The organism is Microvirga makkahensis, from assembly GCF_009830105.1.
GTDB lineage: Bacteria > Pseudomonadota > Alphaproteobacteria > Rhizobiales > Beijerinckiaceae > Microvirga > Microvirga makkahensis.
In genome coordinates, this window is record NZ_WURB01000009.1 from 104,042 (window position 1) to 125,375 (window position 21,334).

Here is a 21,334-nt window from a genome sequence, read left to right on the forward strand (position 1 = left end):
TAGGGATCGTTAAGCTGGGACGTTGTTCTCAGATTGCATGCGAGCCCGGCTTCGGATTGTTCGCATGACGAACACCGGCGTGGTAACGCTTTGGGCGAACCTCGGACGAGACTTCGAAATGCGCTTGGGATGGTCAAATCCTGCGCGGCTCAGGACGTCCGGCCTGCTGACGTGGAGGAAGCGCTCTTCTCTGCCTTCATGCAATACCGAGCCGAACAGACGCCGCAGGGGTATGCCAAGACCGGCGGCGGGAGCTCAGCGCTACCTAAGATCCTGATGCACGAGGAACGCCGGCAGCGGGTGAGAAGCTCCTACAAGGCTGCCCTGAAGGCGCAGATCGCGGTCGCAACCGGCATTCTGACAGTGGCGCCGGTAGCGCATCGGCAATCTCGCGGCAACCGAGCTCGACCAGAATTTCCGAGGGATCCAAAACCATGCCTGGGGCAATGTGGTGGTGCACCGGTAGGCCCTCGCATCAAGTCCTCTCATCAGGCGCGATTTTCTCTGCGGGAATGCTCATTCAGCTCACCGCAGAGTTCGTAGACTCGGATCCTCGCCTCGAATCCTTTTGGCTGGATCGTGTCGACAGCCCGGAATGCGAAGCGGTCAGACACTCGGCGTTGGATAGCATCGCTGACCAGGATGTCCGTGCCGTATTCCTTGTTGAGCGGCTCCAGCCGCGCCGCCAGATTCACCACCGCACCGAGAACTGTGTAAGCCATCCGGTCATCCGATCCGATGGTGCCGACGACAGCTTCCCCGGTGTGGAGCCCAAACCGGGTCCGGTAGGCCGGCCAGCCCTCGCGCTCGAATTCCCCGTTGAGCCTCCGGTTGGCCTCACGGCAGGCCAGCACGGCCGCACAGGCATGTGCCACATGATCGGAATCGTCGGTCGGCGCGTTCCAGATCGCCATGATGGCGTCACCGACGAATTTGTCGACCGTGCCGCCGTGCTCCGTGATAACGGCGGACAGCACGGCGAGATAACGCGAGGTGCGAAGCATGACCTGCTCGGGATCCGCCTTCTCGGTGATGGCGGTAAAACCCGTAATGTCGGTGAACAGGACAGTGACCTCGCGACGAGAGCCGCCGGGCTGGAGCGCATCGCCCGTGGCGACGAGCTGCTGGACGAGGCGCTTCGGCACGAAACTGGCGAAGGTCCGCACCACGGTCCGCATGGTGGCAACGGATCGTCCTAGGTCGTCTATCTCACGGATGATCGAGCTGATCCTCCTCGGGGGCCCGTCGGTCTTGAATTTCTGGATGCGATCGGTCTCCCGCGCCAATGCCTTCATGGATCCTGACAGCATCGAGCCGATGCCCCAGACGACCGGGAGTGCCGCAAGGACGAGACCGAGCGCCAAGAGAAACAGCTGGCGGCGCCCGGCCTCGATCTCGGCGAAAAACTCGTCGAGCGGCGCCATGACGGCAAGGCTGAGACCGGAGGATCGGGCCGTTCCGATCGAGCGGAACGCCACGACATAGGTCCGCCCGTCTGCCGCCTCGAAGATCTGCTGTGCCGCCGCGCCCTGCTGCCAGGCGTTTAAGGGCGGTGCAATGTCAACGGCCACGAGCTGGCCGAGGCGCGGCAGGTCGAGGGGAGGGTCCGCCGTTCGCGCATGAAAAACCTCCTCCATGCGGGGATGGGCGACGATCCGGCCGCTGTCATCGAACAGAAACACGACACCGGAGGTGCCGAGCTTCTGCGAGCGCAGAAAGGCATCCGTCTCGGTGAGAAGGATGTCCCCAGCAACGACGCCACGCCGCCCTTGCGGGAATGGTGCCCGCACCGTGTAGCCGATCAGGTTGGCGAGCTTGAAAACGTAAGGTTCGGTGATCGGACCTGCTCCGGGCAGGAAGGCGTCCCGATACCATGGCCGCTCGCGCGGGTCGTAATCGGCCGTGCGATGGTCCTGGGCCAGGATGGCGAGATCGGAAGAGAGATAGGATGTGAAGCGGATCCGTGATGTCTCCCCGGCCGGCGTTTCCATGACGGTCAGCCTGAAGGCGGCATCGGGCGGCGCGTGGAGTTGCGCGCGGACCGCAGGTCCTGCCCGATTCAGCATATCTAGTTCGATGAACCCGCCGTCATCGTAACCGACGTAGAGATTATAGAGCTGCCTGTGTCGGCGCAGAAGCGCTGCCAGGTTGGCGTAGAGAGACGGGTTGCCCAGGATCGTGCCCGACTCGACTGGCTCGAGCTGCCGCAGGACCTCCAGGATGTCGAGCACATCCTTGAACTGCCCGTCCACCCGGTCGGCCGTGTGGTCGGCGACCCGGTCGATGAAGGCCAGGGCGGCCGTGCGGGTGATCGAGCGGGCGCGATCGAAACTGAGGAAGACCAGGGTGAGGCCGACGGCAAGCACCACTGCCACGAACAGCGTCGTGACGGAGAGTTGAAAGCCGAACCGAACCCGCATGCTCCAGCCTTCCGATTGCCCGCCCCAGCGGCGGCCGAACCAGTGTACCGACTGACGCCGGTAAAGGTAGACCGTACTGGCGCCGACTCACAGGGTGACCAAGACGACGGCGCCGATGACGCGGTATCCAGAGAGGGCGCCTTGCCGCCGCTCGCCCCCAGCTTGATCATCACCTGCTTGCGCGGCCCGACAGTCATAGACACAGAGTCGAACGTATCACCGGTATTGTTCAGTTCCTGCGCGAGCTTTGGGCGGGTTTGAAAGAGAAATTTTTTCAGCCCGTTCAGCGTGGCTCCGTGCAGGTCAGCTTGCCTACGATGCTGAAAACTCAGCTTTCGTCTACCTCGTGCCACTTTCTCACCTTCGGAACCGGGTGCGGTGCTCGATAGGCCATGAACCGAAAACCAATTTGGAACCTCCTCCGGAAATGAGCAGTCTACCAAGAGACGCCTGTCTCATCAGGTGTATGAGCGAGCTACGAGGGAGCACTCGGATGAACAAAGGGTTTGGCGTGACGGTAACAGTGACCCAGCCGGGGAAGCAGGCGCCGACGACCGCACCTCTGGTGGTGGTCGCGCGGGACGAGCATGACGCCGAGCTTGTGGCGGCGACCGCAGTGGGCCAGAACGCACGTGCCGAAACGCTACGTGAACTCACGGACGAGGAGGTTCGGGAGCACGGCCTCGATCTCCGGGCACACGGCAGCGCAAAAGTCCTCCCGATCCTGAAATTGTGACGTTTCTGCTCCTTCGGTCATGCCACGTGGTAACCTGTCCTGACCGAAGCCGTAGTCTCTGAATGTCGCATTCGGGTCAGGCCCCACAATCCCCTTCCCCCGATTGACGTCCGGTGTTCCTCTCTACAGCGGACGTTCGCTCTGATTTCGGGAAGTGTCAGTGGATGACCTTCGTGGATGTGCTTGGATCGAGCACTTGCCGATTGCGGCGTGTCCTCAGGTAACAGAAGCGAGTTTGTTGTTACCTTGCCCCATTTCCGCTCGCGCTGGCCAAAGCTCCACGGAACCTGCGCTTCAAGAAGGTGCGACGACCTGACGGGCGGCGCTCTCCTCGCGGATCGCCGCGGTGTTGGCGTCCGGTGTTCTGTCGAGGACCCACCCTGAGGCCAGCGCCGCCATCAGGGGCGGCATCATCAGGGACCAGACGCGGATCGCTGGGCCGATATGGTTGCGGTCGTAGGATTGTGGATGGTCGGAAAGCGGTAGACCGCCTTCGGCGCTCGCGTCGGCAGGCCTCCTCCGGTGCCGCAGGATCAATCCCTTCCTCGTGCATGGCCGCTGGGACCAACCGCGCCTTGAACTGCTTGGTAACCGCCCAGGCCCGGGTAAGTGAGGCCCGGAACGCAGACGGCGCCGCCAGGCCCTCCTAAAACCCGCACGATGGCATAGAAGGCTGCCTGGGCTCCTCCGGTCACCACGACATGGTCAACCAAGACGGGTCCCAAGCGCGCCCCGGGCCAGCGGGCGGCCACGGCACGGTCCGGTCCGGCTCTCATGCTCTCCTGACAGTGCAGGTGCATGAGCCCATGCGACGACAGCACGCCCGCGATCCCCTCCCGGGTGCGCTCGCGTAGCCTCGCCGCCGACGGCTGCGGGGGCATGTTCAAGGTCAGGTCGATACCGGAGAGCCGGGGAGCGCAGTGTTATCCTGTCCAAAGGTCTTTCCGCGCACATAGCTTCGCCGACCCGTGGTGGCCTCCGTCGGCCCCATCCCGCGAACCTCGTTCAATGCATGGGGAACGGTGGTGAGGTGGACACCGGGCTCGTTCGCAAGCTGGCGCTGCGACGGCAGGCGGTGCCCCGGCTTGAGCCGGCCGGACTGCACACCGGCCAGCAACGCCCCGGTGAAGGCCAGGTCCTCGGGCTCACCCTCGTCCTCGATCTGCGGCTTCCAGACGTATGATCAGTTCGACGCCCTTCTCCTGGCGGGTTTCCAGTTCGCCTCCACGGTCTCCCAGGAAAGTGGAATCCCCAACACGATGAACGACCGGATTGCGGACGAAACGGGCATTGGAAGCTCTTAATGCCATTGCGGCCAGGCTTGATCCTTCGGGACGTGGCCGCCAAACCAGCCCAATTAGCCCCGAAGCCCGTCTACTTTGGGGATATTCTCCAGATAAGCGTCCCACTCTGCTCTGCTCGCAAAGCAAATATGCGCGTGTGGTCGGGTATCGATCGCGCTATCAAGGCTTCCGGCAGGTACAGCCAGCAGAGCACCCTGCGATTGAACACTCGGAAGAGCAGACCCGCATTTCGCGCAAAAACTCTTTACGTGTCGGGTACCTGGCAGATCTGAATACTGTCATGGCCAGAAATCCAAGTTCTCGTCGCTGTCGATGGAAACAAGTTGGCCGCATGTGCCGATCCCGTATCCTTTCGACAACGTGCGCAATGACAAAGGAAAGAGTGCTCGAACTCTCCGGAAATCCGAAATCTGACGGTGCCACACAAACAAGCGCCAGCAGTCGTTCGGGTCATAAGTATACTCATGCTCGTTTGAAGCGGATCACAGCCGCCGTTGCCCTCTGCCGGATTGATGAGTCCTGAGACTAGGACTTTGTTCAGACAGGATCGTGGCTGAGTATGACCTGCCGATGCTTATCGATGACGTCACAGGCAGCGTGAGCGTCGGGAACTGAAGCTGGATGCAAGATGTCACTCCACGGTCGGGATAGAACGAGCGCATCTTCCGTTCGGGAATAGCCCCGAGGCTCAACCCATCGGCTCACCTGCGTCATTGCCATGCACGCAGGTAGTCTCTTGGATTAGCGAAGAGGATCATTCTCGAGCAGGATCGGCTGCCCATGTGGCGTCGCGTGTGCCGCACGGTCCCATGCGTCCCGGCGCTCCGCCAGCGCCTGCTCGGTTGCAATGCCCTTGTCGCTGACCAACCGCTCGATCGCGGCCAGCCAGTGCTGATAGTAAGTCGAACCATCGTCGCAATCCCCCGCCGCCTGGGCGCGCTTGATCGCGGCCGACAGTGCTGCGGCCCATTCCGTCCAGGTGAACAGACCCTGCTCGTACAGGGCTAACGTCATCGCGAAGGCCTGGGCCTCCCACGGCTCGCGGAAAACAGGCTCGCCATCCTCATCGCGGGGGATCGGCGCAACCGTCGCGGCCACACGGGTCATATCATCATGCCGGCTCAAGGTAGCTCTCCCAGGCATCGATCGAGACACTGACGGTCGGATCCGCCTGCTCGCCCCACAGCTCCCGACCCGGGAAGCAGATGGTGTAGAGCCATTGCGGCTGCTCGCCTTGGCCATGTGCATTCGCATCGGGGAACACATGGGCGCTGTGCACCAGCTCCACGATCCCACTCTTGCCGCGGGCATAGCGCGGCAGGCGGGTGTGGCCTTGGGGATGCATGTTGCGGGTGCGGACCCGGTCGCCAACGGCAAAGCGCGCCGGCTGCTCGATCGGGCGCTCTGCCGGACCGCCGCGGGCCAATACTGCCGGCACGTCCTCCGCCTTGAGCACCCGCTTGATCGGCGCCGGCTCCATTAGCGCCCGGCCACGTGTCAGTTCCTCCGCAGAGACGAGCCCGGCTGCAACAAGCAGCTTTTCGACACCCTTGGTCCAGATCTCGTAGTAGCTCGAGGTGAGATACTCGGCAGGCGGCAAGGATTCGCGGGCGTGCCGGCTCATGTCGAGGTTCCAACTGCCGGTAGCACCCATTGCCAGGGTGAGGCCGAAGGCCCGTCGCTCCCACTCGTGATGGAACCAGGGCTCGTCCTGCTCCATCTGGATCGGGCCGAAGCCCATCATGCCGCCGAGGTCCTGAGCGCCATTCATCGCATCGCCTCCGGCTGCAGGGCGAGACCGGTGCCGATCATGGAGTCACGGGTCACGAGGTCGGCCAGCGCCTCCTCACTCATGCCCTCTGTGCGTTCGGGGCGCATCGGGATCACGAGGTACCGGACCTCTGCGGTCGAGTCCCAAACACGGACACGGGTGGTCTCCGGCAGGCGCACGCCGAACTCGGCGAGAACCGCGCGAGGATCAAGTACAGCACGAGAGCGGTAGGGTGCGGACTTGTACCAGACAGGAGGCAGGCCGAGCACCGGCCAGGGGTAGCAGGAGCAGAGGGTGCACACCACCAAGTTATGCTGCTCGGGCGTGTTCTCGACCGCCACCATGTGCTCGCCCTGACGGCCAAGGAAGCCCAAGGAGGCGATAGCGGCTGTCGCGTCGGTTCGGAGCCAGTCTCGGTAGGCTGGATCGGCCCAAGCCTTGGCGACCACCTTGGCGCCGTTGCGCGGGCCGACCTTGACCTCATAGGTCTCAACCAGCACATCAATGGCCGCTGAATCGACGTACCCTTTCTCGACCAGGATCGACTCGAGTGCGCGCACCCGCAGCTCGATCTCGGAGAGATGGCTTTGGTCGTCATTATCATGGTGATGATGGTCGTGCACCATACGTACCGCCCTCGCCTATTCGGATGAGTCGCGGCCATGCTAACTGGGCGATGGTAGGGAGGCCAGCCCAGAGCGGCGGATCAGCCTCTGGGCCGCCGGTCTGTGTCGAGTGTCATGAGCAGCGGCAGCGATCGTCTGGCCAACTATTGGCTCCCTGGGCGAAAACGGCTCAAAGGGCAGATGCCGGTATCCCTTCGAAAAGTTGGTGAGCGCGCCGGGACTCGAACCCAGGACCCTCTGATTGCAAGTCAGATGCTCTGCCGCCCCCTCAAACTTGCAGGTTGGTATTCTGATGGAAAGGGCAATGAGCCACTCTAATCAGATCGCGAGTCGAGGCCATCGTTCGGGCCAGACTTTCGTCAGCCGAAACATTTTTCTTACAGCTTCTTAATTGAGAATAATGGCGGAGACGGAGGGATTCGAACCCTCGATACCCTTTTGGGGTATGCTCATTTAGCAAACGAGTGCCTTCAGCCTCTCGGCCACGTCTCCGTTCGCGATCTGGCAGGGTGTTGCTCCCAGCCTCGCGGTGGCGCAATAGACGCGATCAGCCTCCCTTCGTCAAGGCCAAAAAGCATCTCGGCCGGAGGGAAACCAATCATGGAGCCTGGGCCGCATACCGCCCCCCATGCTAGGAGGCGGCTCCCATGAAACGAAAGGAGCCTGACGTGGCAGATATCAAGCGAATCGGCGTGGCAGCCCGTTACAGCGATCTCGTGATACACGGAAATACCGCTTATTTCTCGGGCTATGTGCCCGAAACCAGCCTGGGCGGGTCCGTGACCGAGCAAACCCGGGATGTGCTGGCGCAGATCGAGCAGTCCCTGATCGAGATCGGCAGCGACAAATCCAAGCTCCTGCAGGCCACCATCTGGCTCACGGACATGGCGTCCTATGACGAAATGAACGCCGTCTGGGATGCCTGGGTCGTGCCGGGCCACACGCCCGCACGGGCCTGCGTGCAGGCCAGGCTCGCCGATCCGGCCTATGCTCTCGAGATCCAGGTCACGGCTGCCGTTTGAGGCGGCCAGAGGCGAAGGCGTTCAGGCCTGCTCGGTCTTGGCCGTCTTCGCCATCGCGTTGAGGCGCTTCTTCTCATAGTGCTTCGCCAGACGCAGGTGGCGCCAGATGGCGTAGTTCATGGCGATGAGGAAGCCATAGGTGCCCCGCAGGAAATGCAGGCGCCCGAAATAGGCTTTGATGAAAGCCGCCGGAAACTCGAAATAAACCCGCCATGTGGGGATGGAGACCCCCCTCACCTCCAGGTCGAGGGCAAGCTGGTCGGTATAGAAATTGAGCTTCGCGATCTGGTCGCCGAGCGAACGGATGGAGCGGTGATGGACAAGCCCTCTGAGCTTTCCGATCTTCGTCCCCGGCTTCAGATCCACCCGGTCATGAACGAGCGACGACGAATATCGCCCAGCATCCCTGCGATAGAGCCGGACGGGGGCGAGGCGATAGGCGAAGGGATGCGGCGCTGCCTCGCCCGGATAGGTCTCCGCGATACGGATGCAATAGGCTTGGCATGGAGGCTCCCCATCGGCGAAGAGTGCCTTGATCTGCTCGCGCAAGGCCGGTGAAAGCTCCTCGTCCGCATCGAGGTTGAGGAGCCACTCATGCCGGCACTGGTCCTCGCCGAAGCGCTTCTGCTGGCCATAACCGGGCCAGGGATTGAAGATCACCCGAGCGCCGAGCTCCTCGGCGACGGCCTGGGTGCCGTCGGTCGAGCCCGAATCGATCACGATCAGATCGTCCGTCAGGTCGCGAACGGCGCGGATCGTCGTTCCGATCCGGTCGGCCTCGTTCTTGGCAATGATGAAGACGGACAGTGGAAGCATGGCAACGGGTGCCTAGCCGCCCTCATGAAAGAAGGCAAGAGGAGCCAAGCCCTTAGCCGCCCTCGTCTCTGCCATATGGCTTTCGGGCCCCGTCCGTGGCCCCCGGAGGCCGGGGAAGACAGGCCACTCCGTCTCAGTCCGTTGCCTTGCCGTGGCCGGATGAGAGCAGCTCCCCCTCATGTGCCTCCTTGGGCCCGGAAGCGGAAACTCTGGCATGGTGGCGCACGCGCAGTTCCGCCAGCAGCGGGAAGTGATCGGAGGCGACGCGCGTGAGAGAGTTCCTGACCGGCGCAGCGTTCACCACATGCACCGATTTCGTCACGAACACATGGTCGAGGCGCAGCACGGGCGCACGAGTGTGAAAGGTGGGCTGCGGCTCCCCGTGGGAATTTGAAAGCTGCGCGTCCCGCAGGCGGTCGGCGATTATGCGGTAGGAGCGCGAGTAAGGCGGCGCATTGAAATCACCGAGCAGGATCGCCGGATCCGCACAATCCCTATGCCCCATCCATTCGGGCCCCACGAGCGCGGCGGCCTGAGTCCGGCGCTCGCCGGAGCGGAGGGACAGATGGGCGTTGATGACGTTGATCTTCTGCCCGTCGATCTCGGTGCACACCCACAGAGCGCTCCGCTTCTCGAAGGACGGCCTCGTCGACTGAGTGGGCAGGCGTTCGGACTTCACCAGACGAGCGGGATGCCTGGTCAGGATCGCGATTCCGTATTGCTCACCTAGGATGCGGATCGTGGGCTGGAAATGGAGGCCCATACCAAGCCTATCCGCTACGTTCGCAGCCTGGTCGACCTCCCCGGCACTGGTGCGGCCGACCCTCACCTCCTGAAGCGCGACGATATCCGGCTCGCAATCGGCAATGACCTCGGCGATCCGCCCCGGCGAGATCTTTCTGTCGGTGCCTAGCCAGCGATGTACGTTATAGGTGAGGATCCGAAAGGGGCGCCCCTGATGATGGCTATGCTTCAAAGGTCCGTACCGGCTCGAACATTGGTGACGATGAACAGGCACTGCCCCACAGGGACATGCCATGACGTTTCGGTTCGCGCCCTAAGGCGCGAAAGTGTCGGATCAATGACCCATCTTCGGCCAGAGTTCCTGAAAAACGCAACCGGAAAGGGGCGCTTGACCTTCCCATGATTGGAAGGACTACACCCCGATCCCATATAGTGGATCAGGAGATTCCAGATGACCACCACCAATCCTTCCGCCGAGGCGGAGAGCTTCGACATTCCCGTTCAGGGCATGAGCTGCGCGTCCTGCGTCGGCCGCGTCGAAAAGGCGATCAGGTCGGTCGAGGGTGTGACCGCCGCCAATGTGAACCTGGCGACGGAGCGGGCTCATGTATCTTTCGCCCAGGACAAGGCCGATCCCAAGGCGGTGGCAGAGGCGATCCGGACGGCGGGCTATGAGCCCACGGAGAGCCACGCGGAACTCGCCATTCGGGGCATGACCTGCGCTTCATGCGTGGCGCGGGTGGAAAAGGCGCTCAAGCGCGCGCCCGGAGTTCTCGATGCGCATGTGAACCTCGCGACGGAGCGCGCATCCGTGCGCTACCTGGGCGGGACGGAGGTTGTCGGCCGCATGATCGAGGCCGTCGATGCGACGGGCTACGAGGCCGAGGAAGTCCGGCAGGATGCCGAGCGGACGGATCGGGAGCGCGCGACCCGGGAGACCGAAATCGCAGCCTTGAGGCGCTCGCTCGCGCTTGCCGCCATCCTCACCCTGCCCGTCCTCATGATCGAGATGGGCTCGCACCTCGTCGACGCGATTCACGATTGGGTCATGAACACCCTTGGCCACCGGACGAGCTGGTACCTGCAATTCGCGCTCACCACGCTCGTCCTCTTCGGCCCGGGCCTGCGCTTCTTCAAGAAGGGAGTGCCCGCGCTGCTGCGCCGGGCGCCCGACATGAACTCGCTCGTGGTGCTCGGCACCAGCGCGGCCTACGCCTATTCGGTGGTGGCGACCTTCCTGCCGGACCTTCTGCCCGCCAGCATGGCCAACGTCTATTACGAGGCCGCTGCGGTCATCGTGACGCTGATCCTGCTCGGCCGCTTCCTCGAGGCAAAGGCCAAGGGCCGCACCTCTGAGGCCATCAAGCGCCTGATCGGCCTCGCCCCGAAGACCGCGCGGGTTATCCGCAACGGCGAGGCTTCGGAAATCCCGATCGATCAGGTGCGGATCGGCGACATCGTGCAGGTTCGTCCCGGCGAGAAGGTGCCGGTCGACGGCGAGGTTGTCGACGGCTCCTCCTTCGTCGACGAATCCATGATCACCGGCGAGCCCGTGCCCGTGCAGAAGCTCGAAGGCTCGGAGGTGGTCGGCGGCACGATCAACAAGACGGGCGGCTTCACCTTCCGCGCCACGCGCATCGGCGCAGACACGGTTCTGGCCCAGATCATCCGCATGGTCGAACAGGCGCAAGGGTCCAAGCTGCCGATCCAGGCCCTGGTCGACAGGGTCACCGCCTGGTTCGTCCCGGCCGTCATGGGCGCGGCGGCGCTCACATTCGCGGTCTGGCTCATCTTCGGCCCGGACCCTGCGATCACTTTCGCGCTCGTGAACGCGGTGGCCGTGCTGATCATCGCCTGCCCCTGCGCCATGGGACTGGCCACGCCCACCTCGATTATGGTCGGCACCGGCCGCGCCGCGGAACTAGGGGTCCTCTTCCGCCAGGGCGAGGCCCTGCAGAGCCTGAAGGAAATCGGCGTCGTCGCGCTCGACAAGACCGGCACGCTCACGAAAGGCCGTCCGGACCTGACCGATTTCGTGACCGCCCCCGGGTTCTCCGAAGACGAAACCCTGAGGCTCGTCGCCGCCGTCGAAGCGCGTTCCGAGCACCCGATCGCCGAGGCCATCGTTGCGGCGGCCGAGCGGCGGAGCATGACCCTTCCCGCGACCGACGGCTTCGAGGCCGTCCCAGGGTTCGGCGTCTCGGCCACCGTGGAAGGCCGCGAAATCCATGTCGGCGCGGATCGCTTCATGCGCACGCTCGGTCTCGACACTGCCACTTTCGCCGAGACGGCGGCCCGCCTCGGCGCCGAGGGCAAGAGCCCGCTCTACGCGGCGGTCGGCGGGAGGCTCGCGGCCATCGTCGCCGTGGCGGATCCCATCAAGGAATCAACCCCGGACGCAATCGCCGCATTGCATGCTCTGGGGCTGAAAGTCGCGATGATCACCGGCGACAACCGCAAGACGGCGGAAGCCATCGCGCGGCGGATCGGCATCGACGAGGTCGTCGCCGAGGTGCTGCCCGAGGGCAAGGTGGAGGCGGTCAAACGCCTGCGCCAAACCCATGGCCGCATCGCCTTCGTGGGAGACGGCATCAACGATGCGCCGGCACTCGCCGAGGCGGATATCGGCATCGCCATCGGCACGGGCACGGATATCGCCATCGAGAGCGCGGATGTGGTGCTCATGTCCGGCGACGTGCGCGGCGTGGTGAACGCCATCGCCCTGTCCAAGGCGACGATCCGCAATATCGGGCAGAACCTGTTCTGGGCCTTCGCCTACAATGTGCTGCTGATTCCCGTCGCCGCGGGGGTGCTCTATCCCTTCGACGGCACCCTGCTGTCGCCCATGGCGGCCGCGGCGGCCATGGCCCTCTCCAGCGTCTTCGTCGTCGGCAATGCGCTTCGCCTACGCCGTTTCAAGGCGCCCATCGAGGTCAGGCAGGAGAACCTGCCTGCTGCTCAACCTGCAGGAGCTTCGGCATGAATATCGGACATGCATCTGCTGCATCCGGCGTTTCCGCCAAGATGATCCGCTACTACGAATCCATCGGCCTTATTCCGAAGACCGTCCGCACGGAGGCGGGCTACCGTGTCTATTCGGAGCAGGACGTGCATACGTTGCGCTTCATCCGTCGCGCCCGCGATCTCGGCTTCTCCGTGGAGCAGATCGCTGATCTCGTCTCGCTCTGGCGTGACCGGGAGCGGGCGAGCAAGGACGTGAAGACGATAGCGCTCGGCCATGTGAGCGTGCTCGAGCGCAAGATCCGCGAGTTGCAGGAAATGGCCTCGACGCTGAAGCACCTTGCCGAGAACTGCTCGGGGGATTCCCGCCCCCATTGTCCGATCATCGAAGAGCTCGCGAACGAAGACTCCCCGCCCGTCCTTGCCAAGGCGGACGCGCGCTTCGGGGCCTTGGGCAAGGCTTGAAGCGGCAGAGCAGTCGACCCGGTCATCCCGCGCCGTCACCGGTCCCGTGCCGGTGACCCCGATTGCCTCAAACGCTTTGCTTGCCCGATCGGGATGGCCGGGATGAGCCCGGCCAAGACGAAGGGTTCAGGGACGGCCATGACGTTGTTCGGCCGTCTTGTGCCTCTTAAGCCGCCATCTCGACTTCGCGGCCGCGCCCGAGTTCGTGCATCCACTGCGCGAATTCCGGCTTGCGCCGCATCTGGCGTCCGTAGTGGCGGCGCAGCGCATCGACGAGACGGCCGTCGCGTGACAGCAGATCGTCCGCGAAGGCGACCATGCGCGAGTTCGGCCAGGCCTGGGGCCTGATCTCCACCAGCCTCTCGAACAGCCGGTCCTCGACCTCATCCGGAGAGCTCCGCGCCATCAGGGTCAGCATCGCAGCGGTCGAGCGTGAGATTCCCATGTGGCAGTGGACGAGGAGATGCCCCTCCACACGGTCGGCTCTGCCCGCCTCCATCTCTTCGGCGAAGCGCAGCACCGCCTCCACGTGCTCAGGCTGCGGTAGGATCATGCCCTCGACGGGAGCGATGATGTCGTGAAAGCGCAGGACCGTGCGGCGGTGCGGATCGTAGGCCCCGAACGCCTCCGGATCGGGATGACCGGGATCGAGGATCGAGAGCACATGCGTGACTGCCCTCTCCCTCTGCTCGGATAATTCGGAAATCCCGCAGATCGTCAGCGTGGACATGGACAGAGACTGCATCTTGGAAACCTGTTGGAACGGAAGACGTATCGTCGTGGTGCCCTCTTTTGAGGGTGTACCCATTTTTGAGGGTGTACCCATCCTGAGGGACTTTTTTCACCCTATCAAATGATTGTGTCCTTTTGATCACATCCCGTCATGGCCACATTTCGGCCACCTCGGTAACACCTTGTTGTCACTGCCTGGACTATGAACTCCCTTTCAGAGTACCGCCGCCGCTTCCAAGCGTTGGCGGCATAAGCGAAAAACCAAAAACTGCGAGCCTCCCCCACTGATGTTTGCTCTTACGGCCCCACGCTTGTCCCTGTTGCGGAATCTCGTCCGCGTCTGCTCCCTGCTCCTCCCGGTGGCGCTGGCCGCGTGCGTGACCTCCTCCCCGCCGCCGCAGGCGGTCCGCCGCATCGATCCCACCTATATGGCCATGTACGGCGCTCGTCCCGACGAGACGCACCCGCTTCCGGCCACCGACATCTCCGAGGTGGATCCGCGCTTCCTGCGCCGGGAAGTCGCCTATTACGGCCGCGAGGAACCTGGCACCATCGTGGTCGATACGGCGGCCCGGTATCTCTACCTCGTTCGCGAGGGCGGACGCGCGATCCGCTACGGCATCGGCGTCGGCAAGGAGGGCTTGGCCTGGTCCGGGCGCGCCAGAATCGGGCGCAAAGCCGAATGGCCCCGCTGGACGCCCACCGCCGCGATGATCAAGCGCGAGCCCGAGCGCAACAAACCCTGGGCCGGCGGCATGCCGGGCGGCCTCAGCAATCCGCTGGGAGCCCGCGCGCTCTATCTCTACAACGACGGCGTGGATACCATGTACCGCATCCACGGCACCACAGAGCCCTGGTCCATCGGCCAATCGGTGTCGTCCGGCTGCATCCGCATGTTCAATCAGGACGTGATCGACCTCTACAACCGCGTTCCCGTGGGCTCGCCGGTGGTGGTACTGAACGGGCGCAGTCCCTTCGACGACGTCGAGCAGGAAGAAGTCCGGGTGTCCTATTATTGAACGGATCCCCATGGGTCACGATGAAGGGCCGGTCTCTTGCCGGCCCTTTGTTTTGCGGCTCGGCCTTCCCAACAAGCCCGGCTTCACCTGAGCGACGTTGCCCCTGCCCTCTGGAGGTGCCGGTACGTTGTCCTATGAATCAATGTCCATGCTCATTGTGAAGGATCCCTCATGGACGATTGGTTCCAGCACGCTCTGCGTCTCACGACCCGCTCCATCGAAGTCTGCGGCATCGCCATCATCGTCCTGGGGACTTTCGGCGCAACGGCCGCCGTCCTCTGGCAGCTTCTGCGAGGACGACCGGGCGATATGGTGCTCAGCCTCTATCGCTCCAATCTCGGGCGGGCGATTCTGCTGGGCCTCGAATTCCTCGTTGCCGCCGACATCATCAATACGGTCGCCATCGAACCGTCGCTCCAAAGCCTCGCGATCCTGGGCGGGATCGTGCTCATCCGCACCTTCCTGAGCTTCTCGCTCGAAGTCGAGATCGAGGGGCGCTGGCCGTGGGAGAAGCACAGGAGCGAGCATCCCGACCGGAGTGCCGACGGCAGGCAGCTTGGCAGTTGACGAGCCCGGTGGCCGCGCATAGAAAGGCGCCCCGGCCCGCAAGCCGCCGCCGCCCTTCCAGCGCCCGTCGGCTCCACAATCTGCCCCCTGCCGTCGCTTCAGCCGTGTGGATGAAGTGCGATCGCGCACATCGGTCAGCGACTCTCTTCCCGCAGATTTCTCTTTTCGGTTCGATGCAGCCCCCTCAGACCTCACGCCAATGCCGTCACGGGCTGCTTGCAGCGACAGTTCTCGACCATGACGACTATCGAAACAGGTACTTTCCTGAGCCGGATTCCCTTCGTCCGAATCGGCCCCGGCTCTGATCCCATCGTCGTTCTCAACGGCGGACAGGCCTTTGTCCGGCGTCCCACGCCCGCCCGCGCAGAGCGAGACGCCAGGCGCATCGCGCGACTCCTGCCCTCTCACCGCACGATCTATGTGCTGGGCTACGATCCCGCTCCGCCCGCAGGCTACAGCATCGACCTGATCGTGAGCGACGTGTCGCGGATCCTGCGCGATGACATCGGCCCCGCCAGCGTGATGGGCATCTCCTTCGGCGGCTTCGTGGCGGCGCGCCTCGCGGCGGATCATCCCGATCTCGTGAAGGATCTGATCCTGATGGTGAGCGCCCACCGCCTCTCAGATCAAGGCCGCCGCAGTGTCGACAGGCAGATCGAATACGCCTGGCAAGGCGACTTCGAGGGCTTTCTCGACGAGTTCGGCCTCGTCTTCCGGCGCCCCTGGCTCAACTGGCTGCTGCGCCTGCGCTTCAAGCAGGAGCGGAAGAGGCTGAACGAGACGATGAACGATTCCGCGATCATCGTCCGGGGTCTCCACGCCGTCGCTGGCGAGGATTTCGGCAAGGATCCCTCCTGGCTGCGGGCTATCCGGGCCCGCACCCTCATCGTCGGCGCGACGCGCGACCCGTTCTTCGATGCGGACGCGATGGAGGAGACGGCCCGCCTGATCGCCGGAGCCCACCTCAAGCTCTTCAAGGGCGAAACTCACATGCTGCCCGTCGAGCGGGCGCGGGACGTGGCGAAGGTCGTGAGAGCGTTTCTATGATCGAAGAACCGGCCAAAGGCGGAGCTGCACGGCGGCTCCGCCCGAAGCCCGCGCTACGATCTAAAAGTACCGAGCCAGATTCCTCCGGATGCGCTCCAGCACCGGCACGCCGGGATCCGGCAGCGCGAAGGTCTGGCCGGTGATGCGCTCGAAGGCGTCGATATAGATCCGCGAGGTTTCGAGAATCACCTCGGCGGGGATCTCGGGGATCGGGTCCTTGTATGGATCGCAGCGGGCGACGACCCAGCTGCGCACGAAATCCTTGTCGAAGCTGTCTGGCCGCTCGCCCGCCTCGAAGCGCTGGGGATAACTCTCCGCGAACCAGTAGCGGCTGCTGTCGGGCGTATGGATCTCGTCGGCGATCATGATCCGGCCGGCCTCGTCGATGCCGAATTCGTATTTCGTGTCGACGAGGATGAGGCCGCGCGCCGCCGCCATCTCGCGGCCTCGGGCGAAGAGAGCGAGGGCGTAATCGGACACGGTCCGCCACTGTTCGGCGGTCAGCAAGCCGCGCTCCACGATCTCCCTCGCGGTCAGCGGTTCGTCATGACCGCCGTGGAAGGCCTTCGTGGTGGGGGTGATGATGGTCTGCGGCAATTTCTGGTTGTCGCGCATGCCGTCCGGCAGGCGAATGCCGTAGATCTCGCGCTGGCCCTGCTTGTAGAGCGAGAGGATCGAGGTGCCCGTGGTTCCGGCCAGATAGTCTCGCACGACGATCTCGACGGGCAGGATGGTGAGCTTCTTGCACACGGCCACGTTGGGATCGGGATACTCGATGATGTGGTTGGGGCAGAGATCCGCCGTCTTCTCGAACCAGAAGCGGGCGGTCTGCGTGAGCACCTGACCTTTGAGCGGAATGGAGGCGAGATTGATGTCGAAGGCGCTGATCCGGTCCGAGGCGATGATGATGCGCCGCCCGTCGGGGAGATCGAAATTGTCGCGGACCTTGCCCCGGTAATGATTCGGCAGATCCGGGATCGTCGCATCCTCGAGGATGTAACCGGAATAAGCCCGAAGGGCTGCTTGATCGACCATGCTCACCTGCCACGGCTGTTCGGTGGATATGCCTCCCGGGAGGCCTGGCGGAGTTCTAAACCGAATCGTCGAACAGGCCAGGCCCCAATCTCAAGAATCTCTCGGGAGGCGTGGCGCTTTCCACGGGTTCAATCGGCGCTGGCGTTCTGGCGCGGCACCACGTTGAGGCGGGAGAGCACCACCGTGGTCTCGTAGCCCTGCGCATCCACCACGGTCCATTGCTTGAGCGCGCTGGCGCGGCTGTCGAAGCGAAGGGTAATCTTGGAGGTTCCGCCGAGCGTCGCGCTGTCTTCGAAGCTCACCGTGATCATGCCGTCACGGCCGATCTGCACGTCGCGGACCTTGGTGTCGCGCGCCAGATCCACCTTATCCTGGACCAGGAACTTCAGGGGGGTCTGGCTGACGGGATAGACATCGTTGGTGCCCAGCTTCTTGTCCCGGATCGCCACGTTGCGGCCGTCGGAAACGATCTCGAGAGTGCTCGGCGGCGCATAGGCGAAATGCAGCCGCCCCGGGCGCTGGACGGTAAGGGTGCCCTCCACCTGCTGGCCGTTGGGGTTCTTCTGCACGAAATGGGCGGACATCTGGTCCATGCCGTTGAAATAGGCGTTCACCCGTTGGAGGGCCGCCGCCGGGGACGTGGGGTTCGGCGGTGAAACGGGCGTAACGGCGGCGGCCTGGGCCGCGACCGGAGTCGGGGTCGGCGCAGCCTGTGCGGGCGTGGAACGGGCAGGCTTCGGCGGCTCGGTCAGCTTCACAGGCGTGGGGTCGGGCGCCTTCGGCGTCTCGGCGCTCCGCGTCTCGGACGGCGAGGCAGGCTTCCGGGGCTCAGGCGTGGCCTGCTTGATCGCTGGAGCAGGAGACGGTTTGGGCGCGGGTTGCGGTGCCGCGGCCGGCTGCGGTTTAGGCTGCGCGGCCTGCTGCCGGACAGGTGCCTTCGGCTTGGGCGCAGCGGTCCCGGTCTGCGGCTCCGACTGCTGAACCGGAGCAGCCTGTGGCTGGGTCGCAGGAGCCCCCTGTCCCTGGTTGGGCTTGAAGATGCTGTCGAGGAAGCGTGTCAGCGGATCGGACGCTCGCTGCTGAGCGGCAACCGGCGAGGCAAATGCCAGCGCGAGGACGAGACCGATGGAGCGACGCAGAGACTTCTGGAGCATGACCCGACTGCAAACCCGAAAGAACAAGCAATGTCCGCCCCAGGCGCGAAACCGTGGCGGCCACGCCTTATCGCGTCGATTAAGGGCTGAATGAAGGCATTCACTTGGTGATGAAAGCGCGTCGCGTCCAGGGGTGACGGAAACTTTGCGGCCCCGGTCGCCATCGGCGCCCATCACTCATCACGCGGCATTTGCGAATTCATCCTCGTCATCCACGGGACGGACCGGCGCAGGCTTGGGCTTGGGCTTGGGCCTCGCCGCGCGCGGGCGGGACTGACGCTTCTTCTTTGCAGGCTTCCTGGTACCCGCACCGCCCCACCATCCCTGCCAGCTCCAGGCGCCCGGCCCCAGGAGCAGGTAGAACAGCAGCCCGGACAGGATTCCCGCATGAGCGAGGAACAGCGCTTCCTCCATCTGGCGGTTCAGGCCGCCATATTCCCAGAACCGGTGCAGGGCTCCGGTGGTGACCACGAGGGTAGCGATCAGGACCATCGCGCTCAGGCGCGGCGCAAGACCGAGGATCAGGGCGAGCGGAGCCACGATTTCCGCGACCGCGATGCCGGCCGCCACGATATCTCCATAGGGGATGCCCTTCAGGGTGAGAGCCGCAGCGAAGCCTGAGATGTTAGTCAGCCTGACGATGGCGGACGGCAGGAAGCAGCAGGCCAGCAGGAGGCGGCCCAGGAGCAGGATCCCGTTCGTCGTGCCCGCATTCATGATGAAGTCCCCCCTCTGCGTCCGCGCCCGCGGAATCAGGCGCCGCCGCCCGCATTAGAGGCAGGGGTTCTTAACCTGTCCTTAGCAGGCCGGACTTCTCCGAGGCCATTCCGCAGGGGTGCGTTCAGAGCTTCAGGTTTCTTTCGCGCAGCATGGTCTCCCAGCGCAGGGTGTGCTCCACGATGGTCGCGAGATCGTCATAGCGGGGCTGCCAGTCGAGGCTCGAACGGAGCCGGGTCGAATCCGCCACGATGGTGACCGGGTCCCCGTCGCGCCGCAGAGCGATCCGCGCCTCAAGCGGCCGTCCGGACACCTTGCGGACCGTATCGATCACCTCCGAGACGGAATAGCCGTGCCCGTAGCCGCAATTCGCCACGAGGCTCTCGCCGCCCGCGCCGAGATGGTCGAGCGCCCGCATATGGGCCGAGATCAGGTCGCTCACATGGATGTAGTCGCGGATGCAGGTGCCGTCCGGCGTCGGATAATCCGTGCCGAAGACCTCCATGGACGGGCGCATGCCGAGCGCCGTCTGGACCGCCACCTTGATGAGATGGGTCGCATTCGCGGTGCACTGCCCATGCCGCATGGCGGGATCCGCCCCCGCCACGTTGAAGTAGCGCAGGACGACGAAACGCATGCCGTGGGCCGCCGCCACCTCGCGCAGCATCACCTCAGTGAGCTGCTTGGAGCTGCCGTAGGGAGAGAGGGGCGCCAGCGGCGCATCCTCGGCGATCGGCCTGTCGGACGCGTTGCCATAGACCGCCGCCGTAGAGGAGAAGACGAAAGTCTCGACACCGGCGGCCACCGCCGCCGCCAGCAGGGAGCGGCTCTTGACGGTGTTGTTGAGATGATAGCCGAGCGGATCGCGCAGGGATTCGGGCACGATGAGCTTGGCGGCAAAATGCACAATGGCGTCGATCGAATGGGCCCGGAGGGTCTGGAGCACCAGCTCGTAATCGCCCACATCGCCGACCACGAGCGGCACGTCCTCGGGAACCGACCAGCGGAAGCCGGTCGAGAGATTGTCCAAGACGACGGAATCGTGACCCGCATCGCGCAGAGCCAGCACCATATGGCCGCCGATATAGCCCGCCCCTCCAGTCACCAGTACTTTCACGAAATCACCTCGGCACCTTTTGCACCATCGTTACTCGAAAGACTCTGGATTTCCAGTGCCGTCTGCTGGCAAAACAAGCCCACTACACGGCCATTCCTGACAGGGTGTCGCATGAACGAGCGTACGGAATATTGGTGGGTCCACCACGATTCCCGGATCCAGCCGGCGGAAGTCGGATTCATCGGCGGGATTCCCATGCATTTCCGGTTCATCGGCACCGAAGGCCGCCTTCGCGCGGAAGCCGCCGAACTGGTCGAGCGGCTGCCGATGCCGCCCGCACCTGTTTTCCGCCCCCAAGCCGCCATTGCTGCGGCTCCGGCCGCGAAGCCTCAAAAATCCGGATCCTGGCTGTGGTTCATCGGCATCCTGCTTCTGATCTTCGTCGTACAGTGCTCAGGGCCGATCTTCGATGCGATCAAATAGGAACGGCAGATGAGGCAAGCCTCCCGAGGCCTGCGCATTCACCTGTCGGATCAAGAGGCGCGGTAACTTGGCAGGGCGCGAGGTCGGGGAACCACCTCGGACGGCACGCGCCTCGCTCAAGCCGCGTCGAGATGCGGCGGCTCGAAGGTGCTCTTGATGGGGTGAGGATTCCAGTCCTGGCGCGGAGCCGGCAGCATCTCGGCGGAGGCCATTTCCATCTTCCTGGACCACCGCAGCGCGAATTGGGAAGCCGCGTTCCGGCTCTCGAACCCGACGATGCCGCCACCGCTCAGGAACAGGTGGACATCGTGGGACGCTTCCGTTTGCTCGAGCCAGTAAACCACCTCGAGCTTGAGCGCGGACTTACCCTTGTTCCAGACATCCCAATCGGTGATCATGAAGACGAAGGGCCACCGTCTCGCATAGGCTTCGACTGCGTAGCAGGCCGACAAGGCCAGTTCCTCATCGCGGACGGTGGCGACAATGACTCTTTTCATCTCGTCCAGATCCGTCATCGCCCAGCCCCACGTCCTCGAATCCGCCGATTGCGGACATCCCGCAATCCGAAACGGCGACACTTCTAGTCTACCTCATAGGAGTTAAACAAGGTCCCGCCTGAGAGTTCCAGCGCCTTGGCATTCATCCCGAACCAGGGGCC

23 protein-coding genes, 1 tRNA gene and 1 pseudogene are annotated in these 21,334 nt (G+C 64.0%); 8 read left to right on the plus strand and 17 right to left on the minus strand.

The features are described 5' to 3' along the window. Positions 1–488 precede the first annotated feature (488 nt). Positions 489–2,420, minus strand: a complete 1,932-nt coding sequence (locus GR328_RS14390; RefSeq protein ID WP_160885221.1) for an adenylate/guanylate cyclase domain-containing protein — start codon at positions 2,418–2,420, stop codon at positions 489–491. A 493-nt stretch (positions 2,421–2,913) separates the two neighbouring features. Here GR328_RS14390 and GR328_RS14395 point away from each other — a divergent pair, with 493 nt between their 5' ends. Further along, positions 2,914–3,156: a hypothetical protein gene (locus GR328_RS14395; protein ID WP_160885222.1), complete on the plus strand. Its 243-nt coding sequence runs from the start codon at positions 2,914–2,916 to the stop codon at positions 3,154–3,156. Between the two features lie 294 nt (positions 3,157–3,450). Here GR328_RS14395 and GR328_RS14400 read toward each other — a convergent pair whose 3' ends face one another. The 8 genes and pseudogenes from GR328_RS14400 to GR328_RS14435 all read right to left on the minus strand — a co-directional run bounded on the left by GR328_RS14400 (position 3,451) and on the right by GR328_RS14435 (position 7,349). Beyond that, positions 3,451–3,693, minus strand: coding sequence for a hypothetical protein (locus GR328_RS14400; RefSeq protein WP_160885223.1), 243 nt, complete (start codon positions 3,691–3,693; stop codon positions 3,451–3,453). Beyond that, a complete protein-coding gene (locus GR328_RS14405) occupies positions 3,690–4,037 on the minus strand; it encodes a hypothetical protein (protein WP_160885224.1) in 348 nt (115 codons plus the stop codon). Before GR328_RS14405 ends, GR328_RS14400 begins: the two co-directional genes overlap by 4 nt. A gap of 8 nt (positions 4,038–4,045) precedes the next feature. After that, the gene (locus tag GR328_RS28590; protein ID WP_160885225.1) at positions 4,046–4,261 is read right to left on the minus strand and encodes a GntR family transcriptional regulator; all 216 of its coding nucleotides are present in this window, start codon (positions 4,259–4,261) and stop codon (positions 4,046–4,048) included. 252 nt (positions 4,262–4,513) lie between these two features. Continuing rightward, a pseudogene (locus GR328_RS28730) lies at positions 4,514–4,926 on the minus strand (GFA family protein). A 275-nt stretch (positions 4,927–5,201) separates the two neighbouring features. Next, positions 5,202–5,567 (minus strand): nitrile hydratase accessory protein, encoded by a 366-nt coding sequence (locus tag GR328_RS14420; protein WP_160885289.1) that lies wholly within the window; start codon positions 5,565–5,567, stop codon positions 5,202–5,204. 4 nt (positions 5,568–5,571) lie between these two features. Continuing rightward, complete coding sequence (gene nthB, locus GR328_RS14425; RefSeq protein ID WP_160885226.1) at positions 5,572–6,231, minus strand: nitrile hydratase subunit beta; 660 nt, start codon at positions 6,229–6,231, stop codon at positions 5,572–5,574. Next, positions 6,228–6,857 carry a nitrile hydratase subunit alpha gene (gene nthA, locus GR328_RS14430; RefSeq protein WP_160885227.1) on the minus strand — a complete coding sequence of 210 codons (630 nt, stop codon included), beginning with the start codon at positions 6,855–6,857 and terminating at the stop codon, positions 6,228–6,230. The genes nthB and nthA overlap by 4 nt, the downstream gene beginning before the upstream one ends. Before the next feature lie 401 nt (positions 6,858–7,258). Beyond that, positions 7,259–7,349 (minus strand) — tRNA-Ser (locus GR328_RS14435). A gap of 155 nt (positions 7,350–7,504) precedes the next feature. Between GR328_RS14435 and GR328_RS14440 the strand changes: the two genes are divergently transcribed. Further along, complete coding sequence (locus tag GR328_RS14440) at positions 7,505–7,879, plus strand: RidA family protein (protein WP_160885228.1); 375 nt, start codon at positions 7,505–7,507, stop codon at positions 7,877–7,879. Positions 7,880–7,900: 21 nt separating this feature from the next. Here the strand turns inward: GR328_RS14440 and GR328_RS14445 are convergent, their stop codons facing one another. Both GR328_RS14445 and GR328_RS14450 read right to left on the minus strand, forming a co-directional pair. After that, positions 7,901–8,695, minus strand: coding sequence for a glycosyltransferase family 2 protein (locus GR328_RS14445; protein WP_160885229.1), 795 nt, complete (start codon positions 8,693–8,695; stop codon positions 7,901–7,903). Positions 8,696–8,828: 133 nt separating this feature from the next. Further along, complete coding sequence (locus GR328_RS14450) at positions 8,829–9,671, minus strand: endonuclease/exonuclease/phosphatase family protein (protein WP_205790006.1); 843 nt, start codon at positions 9,669–9,671, stop codon at positions 8,829–8,831. A 219-nt stretch (positions 9,672–9,890) separates the two neighbouring features. On the opposite strand from GR328_RS14450, the gene GR328_RS14455 reads away from it, so the two are divergent. Both GR328_RS14455 and cueR read left to right on the plus strand, forming a co-directional pair. Continuing rightward, the gene (locus tag GR328_RS14455) at positions 9,891–12,422 is read left to right on the plus strand and encodes a heavy metal translocating P-type ATPase (protein ID WP_160885231.1); all 2,532 of its coding nucleotides are present in this window, start codon (positions 9,891–9,893) and stop codon (positions 12,420–12,422) included. Beyond that, positions 12,419–12,865, plus strand: coding sequence for a Cu(I)-responsive transcriptional regulator (gene cueR / locus GR328_RS14460; protein ID WP_160885232.1), 447 nt, complete (start codon positions 12,419–12,421; stop codon positions 12,863–12,865). Before GR328_RS14455 ends, cueR begins: the two co-directional genes overlap by 4 nt. 166 nt (positions 12,866–13,031) lie before the next feature. Here the strand turns inward: cueR and GR328_RS14465 are convergent, their stop codons facing one another. After that, entirely contained in the window at positions 13,032–13,610 is a 579-nt protein-coding gene (locus tag GR328_RS14465) for a tyrosine phosphatase family protein (RefSeq protein ID WP_160885233.1), read from the minus strand. Between the two features lie 274 nt (positions 13,611–13,884). Here GR328_RS14465 and GR328_RS14470 point away from each other — a divergent pair, with 274 nt between their 5' ends. The 3 genes from GR328_RS14470 (at position 13,885) to GR328_RS14480 (ending at position 16,230) form a co-directional block, all read left to right on the plus strand. Next, on the plus strand, positions 13,885–14,616 hold the full coding sequence (locus tag GR328_RS14470) for a L,D-transpeptidase (RefSeq protein ID WP_160885234.1): 732 nt from the start codon (positions 13,885–13,887) through the stop codon (positions 14,614–14,616). Between the two features lie 171 nt (positions 14,617–14,787). Further along, a complete protein-coding gene (locus GR328_RS14475; RefSeq protein ID WP_160885235.1) occupies positions 14,788–15,183 on the plus strand; it encodes a DUF1622 domain-containing protein in 396 nt (131 codons plus the stop codon). Positions 15,184–15,420: 237 nt separating this feature from the next. Beyond that, on the plus strand, positions 15,421–16,230 hold the full coding sequence (locus tag GR328_RS14480) for an alpha/beta fold hydrolase (protein ID WP_160885236.1): 810 nt from the start codon (positions 15,421–15,423) through the stop codon (positions 16,228–16,230). A 60-nt stretch (positions 16,231–16,290) separates the two neighbouring features. Here GR328_RS14480 and GR328_RS14485 read toward each other — a convergent pair whose 3' ends face one another. The 4 genes from GR328_RS14485 to galE form a co-directional block, all read right to left on the minus strand. Further along, positions 16,291–17,265, minus strand: a complete 975-nt coding sequence (locus tag GR328_RS14485) for a phosphoribosylaminoimidazolesuccinocarboxamide synthase (protein WP_160885237.1) — start codon at positions 17,263–17,265, stop codon at positions 16,291–16,293. Between the two features lie 128 nt (positions 17,266–17,393). Further along, positions 17,394–18,419 carry an outer membrane lipoprotein carrier protein LolA gene (locus tag GR328_RS14490; protein WP_160885238.1) on the minus strand — a complete coding sequence of 342 codons (1,026 nt, stop codon included), beginning with the start codon at positions 18,417–18,419 and terminating at the stop codon, positions 17,394–17,396. Between the two features lie 180 nt (positions 18,420–18,599). Continuing rightward, a complete protein-coding gene (locus GR328_RS14495; RefSeq protein WP_160885239.1) occupies positions 18,600–19,136 on the minus strand; it encodes a DoxX family protein in 537 nt (178 codons plus the stop codon). Between the two features lie 124 nt (positions 19,137–19,260). After that, positions 19,261–20,253 carry a UDP-glucose 4-epimerase GalE gene (gene galE / locus GR328_RS14500; protein WP_160885240.1) on the minus strand — a complete coding sequence of 331 codons (993 nt, stop codon included), beginning with the start codon at positions 20,251–20,253 and terminating at the stop codon, positions 19,261–19,263. 111 nt (positions 20,254–20,364) lie between these two features. Between galE and GR328_RS14505 the strand changes: the two genes are divergently transcribed. Continuing rightward, complete coding sequence (locus GR328_RS14505; protein ID WP_160885241.1) at positions 20,365–20,676, plus strand: hypothetical protein; 312 nt, start codon at positions 20,365–20,367, stop codon at positions 20,674–20,676. Positions 20,677–20,792: 116 nt separating this feature from the next. Here the strand turns inward: GR328_RS14505 and GR328_RS14510 are convergent, their stop codons facing one another. Beyond that, the gene (locus GR328_RS14510) at positions 20,793–21,173 is read right to left on the minus strand and encodes a hypothetical protein (RefSeq protein ID WP_160885242.1); all 381 of its coding nucleotides are present in this window, start codon (positions 21,171–21,173) and stop codon (positions 20,793–20,795) included. Positions 21,174–21,334: the final 161 nt, after the last annotated feature.

Excerpts from the sequence above, each read along its gene's own strand:
- cueR (WP_160885232.1), top strand. The coding sequence starts at position 12,419 with ATGAATATCGGACATGCATCTGCTGCATCCGGCGTTTCCGCCAAGATG.
- GR328_RS14495 (WP_160885239.1), bottom strand. The coding sequence starts at position 19,136 with ATGAATGCGGGCACGACGAACGGGATCCTGCTCCTGGGCCGCCTCCTG.
- GR328_RS14455 (WP_160885231.1), top strand. The coding sequence starts at position 9,891 with ATGACCACCACCAATCCTTCCGCCGAGGCGGAGAGCTTCGACATTCCC.
- GR328_RS14510 (WP_160885242.1), bottom strand. The coding sequence starts at position 21,173 with ATGAAAAGAGTCATTGTCGCCACCGTCCGCGATGAGGAACTGGCCTTG.
- GR328_RS14490 (WP_160885238.1), bottom strand. The coding sequence starts at position 18,419 with ATGCTCCAGAAGTCTCTGCGTCGCTCCATCGGTCTCGTCCTCGCGCTG.
- GR328_RS14420 (WP_160885289.1), bottom strand. The coding sequence starts at position 5,567 with ATGACCCGTGTGGCCGCGACGGTTGCGCCGATCCCCCGCGATGAGGAT.
- GR328_RS14465 (WP_160885233.1), bottom strand. The coding sequence starts at position 13,610 with ATGCAGTCTCTGTCCATGTCCACGCTGACGATCTGCGGGATTTCCGAA.
- GR328_RS14470 (WP_160885234.1), top strand. The coding sequence starts at position 13,885 with ATGTTTGCTCTTACGGCCCCACGCTTGTCCCTGTTGCGGAATCTCGTC.
- GR328_RS14445 (WP_160885229.1), bottom strand. The coding sequence starts at position 8,695 with ATGCTTCCACTGTCCGTCTTCATCATTGCCAAGAACGAGGCCGACCGG.
- nthA (WP_160885227.1), bottom strand. The coding sequence starts at position 6,857 with ATGGTGCACGACCATCATCACCATGATAATGACGACCAAAGCCATCTC.
- GR328_RS14390 (WP_160885221.1), bottom strand. The coding sequence starts at position 2,420 with ATGCGGGTTCGGTTCGGCTTTCAACTCTCCGTCACGACGCTGTTCGTG.
- GR328_RS14405 (WP_160885224.1), bottom strand. The coding sequence starts at position 4,037 with ATGCCCCCGCAGCCGTCGGCGGCGAGGCTACGCGAGCGCACCCGGGAG.
- GR328_RS14475 (WP_160885235.1), top strand. The coding sequence starts at position 14,788 with ATGGACGATTGGTTCCAGCACGCTCTGCGTCTCACGACCCGCTCCATC.
- GR328_RS14395 (WP_160885222.1), top strand. The coding sequence starts at position 2,914 with ATGAACAAAGGGTTTGGCGTGACGGTAACAGTGACCCAGCCGGGGAAG.
- GR328_RS14485 (WP_160885237.1), bottom strand. The coding sequence starts at position 17,265 with ATGGTCGATCAAGCAGCCCTTCGGGCTTATTCCGGTTACATCCTCGAG.
- GR328_RS14480 (WP_160885236.1), top strand. The coding sequence starts at position 15,421 with ATGACGACTATCGAAACAGGTACTTTCCTGAGCCGGATTCCCTTCGTC.
- GR328_RS14440 (WP_160885228.1), top strand. The coding sequence starts at position 7,505 with ATGAAACGAAAGGAGCCTGACGTGGCAGATATCAAGCGAATCGGCGTG.
- nthB (WP_160885226.1), bottom strand. The coding sequence starts at position 6,231 with ATGAATGGCGCTCAGGACCTCGGCGGCATGATGGGCTTCGGCCCGATC.
- GR328_RS14505 (WP_160885241.1), top strand. The coding sequence starts at position 20,365 with ATGAACGAGCGTACGGAATATTGGTGGGTCCACCACGATTCCCGGATC.